This window comes from Proteus vulgaris, from assembly GCF_023100685.1.
In the GTDB taxonomy this organism is placed as follows: Bacteria; Pseudomonadota; Gammaproteobacteria; order Enterobacterales; family Enterobacteriaceae; genus Proteus.
Map to the genome: position 1 here is coordinate 399884 of NZ_CP090064.1, position 13559 is coordinate 413442.

General features: G+C 37.6%; 14 protein-coding genes. 13 read left to right on the forward strand and 1 reads right to left on the reverse strand.

The window, feature by feature from the left end; translation table 11 throughout:
- The first annotated feature begins 114 nt into the window (after window positions 1–114).
- The 6 genes from argF (at window position 115) to ilvN (ending at window position 6118) form a co-directional block, all read left to right on the forward strand.
- Window positions 115–1107 carry an ornithine carbamoyltransferase gene (argF, locus tag LW139_RS02025; protein WP_166540358.1) on the forward strand — a complete coding sequence of 331 codons (993 nt, stop codon included), beginning with the start codon at window positions 115–117 and terminating at the stop codon, window positions 1105–1107.
- 15 nt (window positions 1108–1122) lie between these two features.
- Complete coding sequence (gene arcC / locus LW139_RS02030) at window positions 1123–2070, forward strand: carbamate kinase (RefSeq protein WP_247850560.1); 948 nt, start codon at window positions 1123–1125, stop codon at window positions 2068–2070.
- Between the two features lie 101 nt (window positions 2071–2171).
- Entirely contained in the window at window positions 2172–3683 is a 1512-nt protein-coding gene (locus tag LW139_RS02035) for a YfcC family protein (RefSeq protein WP_166540360.1), read from the forward strand.
- Between the two features lie 242 nt (window positions 3684–3925).
- The gene (gene ivbL / locus LW139_RS02040; RefSeq protein ID WP_071788573.1) at window positions 3926–4024 is read left to right on the forward strand and encodes an ilvB operon leader peptide IvbL; all 99 of its coding nucleotides are present in this window, start codon (window positions 3926–3928) and stop codon (window positions 4022–4024) included.
- 108 nt (window positions 4025–4132) lie between these two features.
- On the forward strand, window positions 4133–5830 hold the full coding sequence (gene ilvB / locus LW139_RS02045) for an acetolactate synthase large subunit (RefSeq protein ID WP_166540361.1): 1698 nt from the start codon (window positions 4133–4135) through the stop codon (window positions 5828–5830).
- Window positions 5831–5833: 3 nt separating this feature from the next.
- Window positions 5834–6118 (forward strand): acetolactate synthase small subunit, encoded by a 285-nt coding sequence (ilvN, locus tag LW139_RS02050; protein ID WP_006535577.1) that lies wholly within the window; start codon window positions 5834–5836, stop codon window positions 6116–6118.
- Between the two features lie 47 nt (window positions 6119–6165).
- On the opposite strand, the gene LW139_RS02055 is transcribed toward ilvN, so the two are convergent.
- The gene (locus LW139_RS02055; RefSeq protein WP_069368071.1) at window positions 6166–6744 is read right to left on the reverse strand and encodes a helix-turn-helix domain-containing protein; all 579 of its coding nucleotides are present in this window, start codon (window positions 6742–6744) and stop codon (window positions 6166–6168) included.
- 184 nt (window positions 6745–6928) lie between these two features.
- Here LW139_RS02055 and LW139_RS02060 point away from each other — a divergent pair, with 184 nt between their 5' ends.
- The 7 genes from LW139_RS02060 to LW139_RS02090 all read left to right on the forward strand — a co-directional run bounded on the left by LW139_RS02060 (window position 6929) and on the right by LW139_RS02090 (window position 13385).
- Window positions 6929–7675, forward strand: coding sequence for a sulfite exporter TauE/SafE family protein (locus LW139_RS02060; RefSeq protein ID WP_109408583.1), 747 nt, complete (start codon window positions 6929–6931; stop codon window positions 7673–7675).
- A gap of 200 nt (window positions 7676–7875) precedes the next feature.
- Entirely contained in the window at window positions 7876–9069 is a 1194-nt protein-coding gene (locus LW139_RS02065) for an MFS transporter (RefSeq protein ID WP_166540362.1), read from the forward strand.
- A 441-nt stretch (window positions 9070–9510) separates the two neighbouring features.
- Window positions 9511–10893, forward strand: a complete 1383-nt coding sequence (locus tag LW139_RS02070; protein ID WP_166540363.1) for an S-type pyocin domain-containing protein — start codon at window positions 9511–9513, stop codon at window positions 10891–10893.
- Window positions 10890–11402, forward strand: coding sequence for a DUF6392 family protein (locus LW139_RS02075; RefSeq protein ID WP_166540364.1), 513 nt, complete (start codon window positions 10890–10892; stop codon window positions 11400–11402). Before LW139_RS02070 ends, LW139_RS02075 begins: the two co-directional genes overlap by 4 nt.
- Window positions 11403–11563: 161 nt before the next feature.
- Entirely contained in the window at window positions 11564–12073 is a 510-nt protein-coding gene (locus tag LW139_RS02080; RefSeq protein WP_109408586.1) for a DUF6392 family protein, read from the forward strand.
- Between the two features lie 161 nt (window positions 12074–12234).
- Window positions 12235–12744, forward strand: coding sequence for a DUF6392 family protein (locus LW139_RS02085; protein WP_247850561.1), 510 nt, complete (start codon window positions 12235–12237; stop codon window positions 12742–12744).
- A 161-nt stretch (window positions 12745–12905) separates the two neighbouring features.
- On the forward strand, window positions 12906–13385 hold the full coding sequence (locus tag LW139_RS02090) for a DUF6392 family protein (protein WP_247850562.1): 480 nt from the start codon (window positions 12906–12908) through the stop codon (window positions 13383–13385).
- The last annotated feature ends 174 nt before the right edge of the window (window positions 13386–13559 follow it).

The window sequence follows — 13559 nt, forward strand, 5'->3', positions numbered from 1 at the left end:
AATATAAAGCATATTTCCTAATAACGGGTGTTATTGGGGAAGCCTCTATTTTTTATAAATAACAAATCATTTTTAACTCTATTATTATCAGAATAATTAGGAGATAGGATTATTATGTCTATTAATATTAAAGGTAGAAGTTTTTTAAAATTACTCGACTTTTCATCAGCTGAAATTCAATATTTATTAAAGCTTTCTAAACATTTTAAATCATTAAAAATGGCGGGTATGCCTCATCGCTCTTTAGAAGGTAAAAATATCGTTTTATTATTTGAAAAAACCTCAACACGCACACGTTGTGCCTTTGAAGTTGCGGGTTATGATTTAGGAATGGGGGTGACTTACCTTGATCCTGGCTCATCACAAATGGGGAAAAAAGAGTCTATTGAAGATACTGCGCGTGTGTTAGGGCGTTTCTATGATGGTATTGAATATCGTGGATTTGATCAGTCATTAGTTGAAGAATTGGCAGCGAAATCAGGAGTACCTGTATGGAATGGCCTTACCGATAAATTCCATCCAACTCAAATGTTGGCGGATATGCTAACAGTTGAAGAAAATTTTGGTCATTTAAAAGGGCTTAAACTGACTTTCTTTGGTGATGCTCGCAATAACGTTGCTAACTCTTTAATGGTAGTTTGTGCGAAATTAGGCTTACATTTTACCGCATGTGGGCCAGCATCTTTAATGCCAGAAGAACAACTAGTGAAAGAATGTCGTGCAATCGCGGCAGAAAACGAAGGTTCTATCACGTTAACCGAAGATATTGAAAAAGGAGCAAAAGACGCGGATGTTCTCTATACCGATATTTGGGTTTCAATGGGTGAGCCAGATAGTGTATGGGGTGAGCGTATTCGTTTATTAAAATCCTATCAAGTTAATGGATCTATGATGAAAATGGCAAATCCTCACGCTATTTTCTTACACTGTTTACCTTCATTCCATGACCGCTTAACAACTATTGGTGAAGATATTTATCAAAAATTTGGCTTGAGTGAAATGGAAGTGGCAGACGATGTTTTTGAGTCTCGCCAATCAAAAGTTTTCGATCAAGCTGAAAACCGTATGCATACCATTAAAGCCGTTATGTTCGCGACTTTGAGCTAAAGCAAGGAGTTAACAATGCCTAAAAAGGTATTTATTGCTTTAGGGGGAAATGCACTGGGCAGTACGCCACTAGAGCAAAAACAGATAGTACGAAAAACCGCAAAGCCGATTGTAGATTTGGTTGAGAAAGGCTACCAAGTCATTATTGGTCATGGAAATGGTCCGCAAGTTGGGATGATCAATTTAGCTATGGATTATGCATCGCAACAGAATATTGGCACGCCTTATATGCCATTTGCTGAATGTGGTGCCATGAGCCAAGGCTATATCGGCTATCATCTACAACAGGCGATTAATGACGAGTTATGTACGAGAAATCTGAATAAAGATCATGGCTGTGCGACCATTGTGACGCAAGTAGTTGTTGATAAAAACGATCCTGCTTTTTTATCACCCACAAAACCCATTGGCGCGTTTTATACTCAACAGCAAGCTGAGGCTATCCAAAAAGAGCATGGTTTCCACTTTATGGAAGATGCAGGGCGTGGATATCGTCGAGTTATTCCATCACCCAAACCGTTAGAAATTGTAGAATCACCGATTATTAAACAGTTAGTTGAACGCAATATTGTGGTGATCACGGTTGGCGGAGGTGGTATTCCCGTTATTCGAAAAGGAGAGTTATTAGAAGGTATTGATGCTGTTATTGATAAAGATAACTCCAGTGCTAAATTAGCTGTCGAATTAAAATCAGATATTTTATTAATATTAACGGCTGTTGATAAAGTGGCAATTAATTTTAATAAACCAGAGCAAATGAATTTAGATAAATTAACACTCTCTCAAGCACAAGAATATATTTCTCAAGGACAATTTGCTAAAGGAAGTATGTTACCTAAAGTTGAAGCTTGTCTTAATTTTCTAAAAGAAAGTCACAAGGATGCTCAAGCAATTATTACTTCTTTAGATAATGCATTATCTGCTTTAGAAGGAAAAACAGGCACAACAATTATCTTTAATTAATATTGTTTTTATTATTCCAAATTTAATTCTAAAAATAAACACTGCCAGTTAGATATTATTTCTACTGGCAGAGTTACCTCTTATTTAAGTCGAGGGCGCTTATGAAACTTAAAAAGTTTGCGTTTCCGACCGCATTTACTATTTTATTTGCAATTACAGTAATTGTGGTTGGCTTAACGTGGATTATTCCAGCTGGCGAATATCAACGATTAAGTTATAACTCAACAGAGCCATCATTAGTGGTTGCGAAAATAGATGGTTCTCATGAAGTATTACCTGCAACTCAAGCGACATTAAATGATTTAAATGTCTCTATTGAAATTAATAAATTTACTGATGGAACAATTAAAAAACCGATAGCGATACCTGGAACCTATGAACGCGTAGCACAGCAACCCAAAGGGATAATGGATATTACCGAAAGTATGGTGAAAGGGACGATAGAGGGGGCTGATGTTATTGTTTTCATTCTTGTTTTGGGGGGGCTTATTGGGGTTGTTAATAAAACTGGTGCATTCAATGCGGGCTTAACAGCACTGGCAAATCGAACCAAAGGTAAAGAGTTTTTAGTGGTATTTGGTGTCACGATTATATTATCCATAGGCGGGACAAGTTGTGGGATTGAAGAAGAAGCCGTTGCCTTTTATCCCATATTAGTCCCTATATTCTTAATATTGGGTTATGACGCTATTGTGTGTGTCGGGGCTATTTTTCTAGCTTCTTCAATGGGGGCTGGATTTTCAACAGTTAATCCATTCTCTGTGGTCATTGCCTCAAATGCATCAGGAATAAGTTTTATTGAAGGGATCGGCTTTCGTACTATTGGCTTAGTGATTGGTACGATTGGCGTTTTGGTTTATTTATACTGGTATTGTAAAAAAATTAAAAAAGATCCTGCTTTTTCTTATAATTATGAGAATGCCGAAAGTTTTAAACAACGTTTTTTAAGTAATTACGATCCAAACGAAATATTAGAATTTTCATGGCGTCGTAAAGTGATCCTCTGCTTATTTGTTGCCGCTTTTCCTATTATGGTTTGGGGCGTCATGGATATGGGCTGGTGGTTTCCACAAATGGCTGCTCTCTTTTTAGCCATTGCCATCATCATTATTTTTCTCTCTGGATTAAAAGAAAAAACGGCCATTGATGGATTTATTCATGGGGCATCTGAGTTAGTAGGCGTTTCATTAATTATTGGTTTAGCGCGAGGTGTTAACCTTGTGATGGAACAAGGTAAAATTGCCGATACTATCCTTGAGTTTATGTCTCATATGGTTGCAGGAATGCCACCAAGCTTGTTCTTATTAGCACAGCTCGTTGTTTTTATTTGTTTAGGTTTTATTGTTCCTTCCTCTTCTGGCCTTGCGGTTTTAGCGATGCCAATTATGGCGCCATTAGCAGACGCAGTCGGTGTTCCTCGTTATATGGTGGTATCAGCATATAACTGGGGGCAATATATTATGTTGTTCTTAGCGCCTACCGGACTGGTGTTAGCGACCTTGCAAATGTTAGATATCTCCTATAACAAATGGCTTAAATTTATTATGCCGATGGTGGTATTTATGTTTGTACTTTCGGCAACATTACTCTTGGTTCAAGTTGCGTTTTTATAAAATTGAGTGGGTGTGTTTACGCAGATAAAAGGATTTTTGGTTATTCTGTAATATGAAATTAATCTGGTTTTTTGTGCTGTTATCGTCATTATTTTTTGATTTTCATTAGAAGTGATCTAGCTCTCGTTTTTAGTGGTGATAAAAAATAAACCGAAAAAAAAGGTTGTTAATTTGTAGAAGTTATGTTTTTTTAAATACAGATAACACGTAAACACATCATTAAATTAATTGATAGGTAACCCATGATCATCACTACTCTACTACAAAGCCTACGACTAACAGCGCACATCGCGGCTGTGGTTGTCGTGCGTGTGGTGGTGGTCGTCGGCAAAGCGCCGTAACGGGTCCGAATCAACACAGTTTCGAAACCCCGCCGGCGCACTAACCGGGCGGGGTTTTTCATTTCTACCTGCCCATCAAGTCCGGCTTAAAACAAAGGACAGATAAAAATGGGTGATCAACAAGAAAACGCCACAACAAGTAGAACGTTTACTGGCGCACAATTAATCGTTTATTTACTGGAACGACAAGGCATTACGACCGTTGCGGGTATTCCTGGTGGGGCTGCGCTTCCGTTGTATGACGCATTGAGCCAAAGTAAATCTATTCGACATATCTTAACTCGCCATGAACAAGGTGCTGGTTTTATTGCACAAGGGATTGCCCGTGCAAATGGTAAACCTGCTGTTTGTATTGCTTCGAGTGGGCCGGGTGCGACAAATTTAGTAACAGCAATTGCCGATGCTAAGCTTGATTCTATTCCTTTAGTTTGTATTACAGGTCAGGTATCTTCAGCGATGATTGGAACTGATGCTTTCCAAGAAGTTGATACTTACGGCATGTCTATTCCCATTACTAAACATAACTATTTAGTTCGTGATATTGCTGAGTTACCTGAAATTATTTGTGATGCGTTTCGTTTAGCAATGTCAGGAAGACCGGGGCCTGTTTGGGTTGACGTACCAAAAGATATTCAACAAGCCAAAATTACATTAGAAGCGTTACCGCCTATTCCACAAAAAGATCCTGTTCCCGCGTTTAATACTGATTTAGTGATACAAGCGGCGCAAATGATTAATCAGGCTAAAAACCCTGTTTTATATTTAGGTGGGGGGATCATTAGCTCTGAAGCATGTAAAGAAGCAATTGAATTAGCAGAGAAAAATAATCTGCCAACAACCATGACCTTAATGGGGTTAGGATTAATGCCACCTTCGCATCCACTGTATTTGGGAATGTTGGGTATGCATGCGACTCGTAGTACCAATTTTATTTTGGAAGAAGCGGATCTGTTGATTGTATTAGGGGCTAGATTTGACGATCGTGCCATTGGTAAAGCCGAGAAGTTTTGCCCTAATGCTAAAATTATTCATGTTGATATCGATCGCGCTGAAATTAGTAAGATCAAACGCCCTGATATTGCGATCCACGCCGATGCGAAATCCGTATTATCACTGTTATTACCATTGATTAATACAAACAAGCGTAATGAATGGATAGAACGTGTTACGACACTGAAACAAGAATATCCATTAGAAATGAAAAACTCTGAAAATATTCTGAGTGGTTACGGTATTGTATTGGCGGCCGCAAATTGCGTAGATGATGATGCCATTATTACGACTGACGTAGGGCAACACCAAATGTGGGTAGCGCAAGCGTATCCGTTAAATCGACCTCGACAATGGTTAACGTCTGGTGGTTTAGGTACGATGGGCTTCGGTTTACCTGCTGCAATTGGTGCCGCATTAGCTGAGCCAGGTAAGAAAATCCTCTGCTTCTCAGGGGATGGCAGTATTATGATGAATATTCAAGAACTTGCCACTGCGGCTGAACACCAATTAGATATCAAAATTATTTTGATTAATAATCAGGCATTAGGATTAGTGCATCAGCAACAAACACTGTTTTTTGAAGAGCGCATTTATGCGGCGGCTTACCCTTACCAAACAGATTTTATCCGTATTGCACAAGGTTTTGGTTTAGATACCTGTGACTTAAATCAAGAAGCAGATCCCGCCAGTGCATTGCAAGCTGCTATTGAAAAACCAGGCCCTTGCTTAATTCACGTTATGATTGATATCCACGAAAAAGTATTCCCGATGGTTCCACCTGGGGCTGCAAATATTGAGATGATAGGAGCTTAATTTATGTCAAACCAATCACAACCTATCGCGCTGGAATTGATTGTTCGCAACCATCCCGGTGTTATGACCCATATTTGTGGTCTATTTGCTCGTCGCGCATTTAACGTCGATGGCATTTTGTGTTTACCAATGAAAAATAGCGATAAAAGCCGGATTTGGCTATTAGTGCAAAAAGATGATCGCCTAATGCAGATGGTGAGTCAGGTAGAAAAGCTTGAAGACGTAAAAGAAGTGAGATTCAGCGATGACTTACGTGTTTTTGAGCAAATGGAAAGTTATTTAAATTAATGTAGATTGGCTCTCTCTTTATCATTAAGAGCGAGCCAATATAGTGCTTAAGGGCGATGATGGTAATGCTGTTGATTTGGGCTAGACATAATTACAGAGGCGCGCAAATGGCCTTCTACACAAATATAAGAGTGGGGCGCATTACCATGAAAAGCATAAAAATCACCAGTTTCTAATAAAACCGTTTCGTCGTTATCAAAACGCATCATTAATTTACCAGAATAGACCATGATGTGTTCTTGAGTACCATCAGCGTGAGCAGGGCTATTAATAATCGCGCCATGCTTCATCTCGATATGCCAAATCTCAGTAATATTGCCGATACCAATACGGAATTTAAACTCTTGGGCATAATCACCCACGATAGGTTTATGTCGTTCTAAGCGAGGGTACTCTTCGCGTGTAAAACTAAATAAATCTCCCAAAGGAAAGCCAAGGGCTATCGCGATAGCCTCTAAGGTATCGATTCTAGGATTAGAATCACCGGATTCTAATTTTGACAATGCTGCCTTGGATATTCCTGACTTTCTTGATAACTCATTAAGTGACAAGTTTCGAGATTGTCTTAATTGTTTAACTTTATTACCAAGGTATTCATTTGTTTTTTTAGGAGGTTGTGGGTTCATTGCCAATTTAAAATATCGTTAGTTTAAAAGTGTCATTCCGATTAGATAATAACACTAATTAACCGTATTCGGAAAAATGAGGTTCTGTTTCTGCTGTATTTTGTGAATAGTCTTACGATCACTGTTCGATTTTTACTAGTTACGCTAATATCTTTGCATAAATGATAACTATTCAAGGTTTTTTATGATGGAATTGCTCAGTTGGGCTGATATTTTTATTTGTCTATTCACCTTATTTTTTGCTTACGTGATTTTTGGTATGGCAGGATTTGGATCAGCATTAATTGCAGGGCCAGTCTTGGCGCTTTATTTACCATTGCCAATGATAGTTCCTTTATTGGCACTAATCGATTTAAGCGCAGCTATAGTGAATGTCGCAAGGGATGGTAAGCAGGCTGATTTTAAAGAGATCCGTTATCTTATCCCGCTTATTATTATTGGTAGCCTTGTTGGGGCAACAATTTTATTAACCACACGTCCTGATTTACTCTCTCTTCTTTTAGGTCTATTTGCTGCTTGTTATGCAATTTATGCACTGTTTTGGAAAAAACAAGAAAGCCAATTTTCTCAACGCTTAGTTTATCCTTTTGGATTAATCGGCGGTGTATTTAGCGCGTTGTTTGGTAGTGGGGGATTTTTATATGCGATTTACTTGTCAGGCAGAATTGCAGACAAAAATAAGTTTCGCATTACACAAACAACGTTGATCGGTTTTAGCACATTAACTCGAGTGGTGATTTTTTTATTTGCAGGAATTTATTGGCAATTAGATATTCTTAAATTAGCTGTTATTTTCTTACCAGCCATGTTTGCAGGTGTTTGGTTAGGGCGAAATTTAACATTACGTATGTCGAAAGCACGATTTATGAGTGTGATTTATACTATTGTATTGATATCTGGTGCTGTGCTTATTTACCGTTATTTTTCTTAAGCGTTGTAAGATAAATGACGGCGAAGTGAGAATATTGTGAAAGGCAAAGATCTTCGTGAGTCAAATGGAGATCTTTCTCTGATTAATGTTGTTTTTTAAGCATGTTTATCTATTTCTTATCCCCTATAATACAACAATATTTTATTTAACCCCCTTTCTTTTATTACAGAGGTTTCTGTTATTCACAGAAACAAAATAACATGTCACATCAAAATTATCGCCAATCTGAAATTTTTGCGATAACAACTATCACGGTAAGCATTGGCGTTATCGGGATTGTTATCGGATTAACTATTCCCATGGTTGCACTACGTCTTAATTTAGCGGGTATTAGCGAATCTATCATCGGACTTATTTCTGCCGCGCCAGCTATTGGGATGTTAATTATTTCACCTTTTGCTCGGCGTATTGTGCAATGGATTGGTAAACGCTTTGCGATGCTTTTAGCAACCATTATTTCTGCAATCAGTTTATTACCCTTAATGGGAAGCTTACCGCTAGAGTTGTTATTTCCTTTACGACTTATCACTGGTATTGCCAGTGGTGTGATGATTTGTTTAGGAGAGACGTGGATTAATGAGCTTTCACCAGATAATAAACGTGGGCGAATTTTAGCGGTATATACTACGGTATTTACTATCAGCCAGTTATTAGGGCCTTCAATTATTGCGCTTTATGGCGTCGCAGATAAAACACCTATTTTAATTAGTGTCTTTATTCATATTATCTCTATTGCCCTGTTTTTAATGATGGATCAGAAAACAGGAGATAAATTACCAAAAGATACGCAAGAGCCGAATTTTTCTATTATTCGTTTTGTTAAAGTTGCACCCGCAATCTGCGGCGGTATTGTTTTCTTTGCTTTTTTTGATGGTACCGTACTTTCTATGTTTCCTATTTATGGCCTAAGTATGGGACATACTGAAGCTATTGCAGCCATGATGATAAGTGCTATTTTAGCCGGTGACGCCATTATGCAAATGCCATTTGGCTGGCTTGCTGATCATATGAACAGAACGCGGTTATATCGAATTTGTGGTGTGGTGACTTTACTCGCAAGCTTATTATTACCGATCACGATGTCTCATACATTTTTGATTTGGCCTCTATTACTGGTGCTGGGGGCAACAGCGGGTGCGATATACACCATTGCATTAGTACAAATAGGGCAATATTTCTCAGGTAATGATCTGATGGTTGCAAATGCGTCTGCGGCGATGTTATGGGGAATTGGTAATTTGTCTGGGCCTTTGCTGGCTGGCGCGTTGTCAGAAATTTCTTCATCTTCACTACCATTTTTATTGGTTGCCATGACTGGCTTATTCTTAATATCAACGATGGAACGTTGGAATCTAGGCGTTGAAGCACTCAATAGTAGTAGTAGCTCATCTTAATATCATTCCTCTTCTATCGTATTCCATTTAGGGTGTTAGGAGTGCGATAGAGGAAATCTCTTTTTTCTTCATTTCTAAATATTTAACTTTATCTTATTGTTTTTTATAAATGATTATAATTATATTTCGTAATTGTACTTATTTTAAAATTTATTAAGAATAATCTAGAAATGCCTATATTGAACAGAAAGTCGTTTGCTAAAACAACACTTATTCATCTAACGTTAGAAGTAGAAGACGACATTATCTTCAGATAAAAATAACGAATACTGCAAACCATTGATCGCCACACATAGGGAACGAGCGGTATTATTTATCTAAGTAACTGATTAATAATGGATAAATATACCTATTTATTATCTTATTTGAAGTGAATTCAATAAAAACAATTAATTAAGATATTTTCATTTCACTTAATACTATTGTTTTAGGAAGTAATGAATGCCGGAATATTTTATTCATAGACGAAGAGATGAAGATAAAGGAAAAACGACAGCAGGAGGTCAGGTAACTCCTGTTTCTGTTTCCATAGCGTCAGCTAAACTTTTCATGGAAGCGCGTTCACTATCCTATGCGTCACCTAAATCCATCATATTACCTAAGCCTATCTTTAAACCTACCCCCGTGCCTTATCAAGGTGTCCTCAATGCCGTTAAAGATATTGCGATTGCCTCTCGATGGGGGGTTTTAGGCTTACTTTTTCACTCTGAGCCTGCTGGAGATCCAAACGAAGACCAACTATTCATCAGTAGAATGATAAATTCGCCCCTTTTAGTCGGCGGTTTTTCTCGATCACCTCAGACAGTCAAAGGACAAAATTATACGGAAGAAGCCACTTTACGGCAGCTTGCTCATAAAAAAAGCACCGTCATCACGGGCGTTCGATTCAGGATTGTTGATGATGAAAGTACAGGATATGCCACCAAGGTCGCTGGGTATGTTGTCAATGAAGCCAGCGGACTCAATCATGTCAGAGTCCGATTTGCTGAGCGTCATGAAGATGGCACAGCAACATTCTTAGATCCTGATATTGAAGGAACATTTCATTGGGACATGGTAGGGAATACCGCAGAATATATCCCCTCAAACACCAGTGATGCTTTTCATGCCGTTAAGTTTAGTTTGGATAATGGACGACAAGAAACGCTTATTCATGATGGGGGTGAGTTTGGCTATACAACGCCCCCACTCCCGTTACCTGAACCTCAAGAAATTTGGCGCTTACCGAACCCTATTCCTGAACAATCGCTGAATGCGCCTCCTGGTTTTCCTGAAGAACGACAAGAAGGTTGGGTCGAAACCTTTCCCTTGGAAGAAGACGATTTTAATGATTTTATTATTGTCGACCCTTGGGGGGAAGTGCCCGCCATTTATGTCTATTTTCAAAAAAGAATCGTGAATTTTTTAGAAGTCGACTATTACGGAAATTTAAAAAAACTCTCTAAAGGGGGAATTTATGAAGTTGACCATATTCCGTCAAAAGCCGCAGTCGAAATTTATTTAAGAAATATAGATTCAGAAATAAGTGATACTCAATTAGATATAGCATTAGATAACGTGGCATCCGTTGCTATCCCTAAATCCGTACACCAAAAATGCAGTGAAACCTACGGTGGCAGAAATAATACTTGGGTTGAATTAAACGATGACACAAAACTGCGTCGAAAAGAGTATGACGGTCAGGATTTAAAAGAAGCGGTTGAACGAAATTGGGAAATAGAGCGACGATGTTTAAAAGCAGAATATAATACTCCTGATGAAGAATTAGATAAGGTTTTGGCAGAATTACACCGATTAAATAGAGAGGAAGGATTATATCAATGAGTGTGAATATTGAAGCCTTAGTACGGCGATTAGGGGATACCTATGATGAACTTTATGATGATGGGTTAATTCCTTATAAAACTAAACCACGAGGCAATTCGGGTGATATCACCTTAAAGTTACGGATGAGCAAAGAATATGTTTTTTTATCATTTAAAAACCCATTAAAAACGCTCTCTCAAATTACACTGACATTAATCCCTGATAATATGAAAAACGGTTGGGTATTCCCCAATAAAATCCCGTTTGGGTTAGAACAGGTTATGACCGACCAATGGCTTTATCAACATATAGGTAATCCAATTAAGCGAACGCCTGAGAGGTATATTTTAAAAAGTTTTTTTTTAGGAAAAACAGAAGTATTTACATTAAAAGAAATGACCAATTCAAATCAAAAAGTCGCTTTAATAGCGAGTTTTCATCCTACCATGAAAAATTTTGTTCAAGAAATAACATTTGAGCTATTAGAAAAGTTAGAGGAACGCTGGAAACCTACCCCCTTCAAATAATCCCTTTTATATAAAACGGGCGAGTGAGTTGGCGAAAACCGTCCGTTTATCCATACTCACGTCGTTCAAAACGATTTTAAGGCATGATCACCCTATCAAATATAATTGGATGAAATCTTGGCAGAAATACACCGATTAAATAGAGCAAGAGGATTATATCAATGAGTGTAAATATTGAAGCCTTAGTACTGCGATTAGGGGATACCTATAATGAACTTTATGACGATGGGTTAATCCCTTACAAAACTAAACCGCAAGGCAATTCGGGTGATGATGAAGTGACTCTCAGAATGTCCAAAGAATATGTTTTTTTATCCTTTAAAAATCCATCAAAAAAATTAGAGCAAATTACACTGACATTAATTCCCGATAATATGAAAAATGGCTGGGTATTTCCCAATAAAATCCCCTTTGGGCTAGAACAGGTTATGACAGACCAATGGCTTTATCAGCATATGGGTAATCCAATTAGGCGAGCTCCTGAAAAAACAGTACTGAATAATTTTCTTGGTAAATCAGAAGTCTTTATATTAAAAGAGAGGACTCACTCAAATCAAAAAGTCTCTCTTTTGGTTAACTATCACCCTGAAATGAAAGGCTTTGCTAAAAAAATTACATTTGAACTATTAGAAGATTTAGAAGCGCGTTGGAAGCCAGATCACTACAAATAATCCCTTTTATGTTAAACGGGCGAGTGAGTTAGTTAAAGTCGTCCGTTTATCCATACTCACGTCGTTCAAAACGATTTTAAGGCATGATCACCCTATCAAATATAATTGGATGAAATCTTGGCAGAAATACACCGATTAAATAGAGCAAGAGGATTATATCAATGAGTGTAAATATTGAAGCCTTAGTGTGGCGATTAGGGGATACCTATAATGAGCTTTATGATGATGGGCTTATTCCCTATAAAACCAAACCGGAAGGTAATTCAGGTGATAATTCTTTAAAGTTACGGATGAGCAAAGAATATGTTTTTTTAGCTTTTAAAAATCCCTCGAAAAAACTCTCTCAAATTACACTGACATTAATTCCCGATAATATGAAAAATGGCTGGGTATTTCCCAATAAAATCCCCTTTGGGCTAGAACAGGTTATGACAGACCAATGGCTTTATCAGCATATGGGTAACCCAATTAGGCAAGCCCCTGAAAATATTATCTTAGGGATTCCCTATGGCAAGGCAGAAGTGTTCATATTAAAAGAGAGGACTCACTCAAATCAAAAAATAGTTTTAATAGCGAGCTTTCACCCTACTATGAAAAATTTTGTTCAAGAAACAACATTTGAATTATTAGAGGATTTAGAAGCTCGTTGGAAGCCCGATCATTACAGCTAATCCCTTTTATGTTAAACGGGCGAGTTAGTTGGCGAAAACCGCCTGTTTATCCATACTCACGTCCTTCAAAACGATTTTAAGGCATGATTACCCTATCAAACATAATTGGATAACGTTTTAGCAGAAATACACCGATTAAATAGAGCGAGAGGATTATACCAATGAGTGTGAATATTGAAGCCTTAGTACGGCGATTAGGGGATACCTATGATGAACTTTATGATGATGGGTTAATTCCTTATAAAACTAAACCGCAAGGTAATTCGGGTGATGATGTTTTAATATTACGAATGAGTAAAGAGTATGTTTTTTTAGCTTTTGAAAATCCATCAAAAAAACTTGCTCAAATGTCACTGACATTAATCCCCGATGATATGAAAAATGGCTGGGTATTCCCCAATAAAATCCCGTTTGGGTTAGAACAGGTTATGACTGACCAATGGCTTTATCAACATATTGGCAATCCGATTAGGAGAACACTGGAAAGAATTATCTTAGGGACTCTCTATGGTAAGACAGAAGTGTTTATATTAAAAGAGAAGACAAACTCAAATCAAAAAGTTGCTTTAATAGCAAGTTTTCATCCTACCCTGAAAAATTTTGTTAAAAAAATAGGATTTGAATTATTAGAAGAAAGGTAGAAAACCGATCACTACAAATAATCCCTTTTATGTTAAACGGGCGAGTTAGTTAGCGAACTAAAAAGTGGTAACGACACCCTTCTTTTCCTCTTTTTCTTTTTTTCTGACTTTAAATTATCTTTTTATGACATTTTTATTAAAAATGTATTTTTTCGCTTGATTCTTACCCTAAAA

Excerpts from the sequence above, each read along its gene's own strand:
- LW139_RS02075 (WP_166540364.1), top strand. The coding sequence starts at position 10,890 with ATGAGTGTGAATATTGAAGCCTTAGTACGGCGATTAGGGGATACCTAT.
- LW139_RS02060 (WP_109408583.1), top strand. The coding sequence starts at position 6,929 with ATGATGGAATTGCTCAGTTGGGCTGATATTTTTATTTGTCTATTCACC.
- ivbL (WP_071788573.1), top strand. The coding sequence starts at position 3,926 with ATGATCATCACTACTCTACTACAAAGCCTACGACTAACAGCGCACATC.
- LW139_RS02070 (WP_166540363.1), top strand. The coding sequence starts at position 9,511 with ATGCCGGAATATTTTATTCATAGACGAAGAGATGAAGATAAAGGAAAA.
- arcC (WP_247850560.1), top strand. The coding sequence starts at position 1,123 with ATGCCTAAAAAGGTATTTATTGCTTTAGGGGGAAATGCACTGGGCAGT.
- LW139_RS02065 (WP_166540362.1), top strand. The coding sequence starts at position 7,876 with ATGTCACATCAAAATTATCGCCAATCTGAAATTTTTGCGATAACAACT.
- LW139_RS02090 (WP_247850562.1), top strand. The coding sequence starts at position 12,906 with ATGAGTGTGAATATTGAAGCCTTAGTACGGCGATTAGGGGATACCTAT.
- ilvN (WP_006535577.1), top strand. The coding sequence starts at position 5,834 with ATGTCAAACCAATCACAACCTATCGCGCTGGAATTGATTGTTCGCAAC.
- argF (WP_166540358.1), top strand. The coding sequence starts at position 115 with ATGTCTATTAATATTAAAGGTAGAAGTTTTTTAAAATTACTCGACTTT.
- LW139_RS02085 (WP_247850561.1), top strand. The coding sequence starts at position 12,235 with ATGAGTGTAAATATTGAAGCCTTAGTGTGGCGATTAGGGGATACCTAT.
- LW139_RS02080 (WP_109408586.1), top strand. The coding sequence starts at position 11,564 with ATGAGTGTAAATATTGAAGCCTTAGTACTGCGATTAGGGGATACCTAT.
- LW139_RS02055 (WP_069368071.1), bottom strand. The coding sequence starts at position 6,744 with ATGAACCCACAACCTCCTAAAAAAACAAATGAATACCTTGGTAATAAA.
- LW139_RS02035 (WP_166540360.1), top strand. The coding sequence starts at position 2,172 with ATGAAACTTAAAAAGTTTGCGTTTCCGACCGCATTTACTATTTTATTT.
- ilvB (WP_166540361.1), top strand. The coding sequence starts at position 4,133 with ATGGGTGATCAACAAGAAAACGCCACAACAAGTAGAACGTTTACTGGC.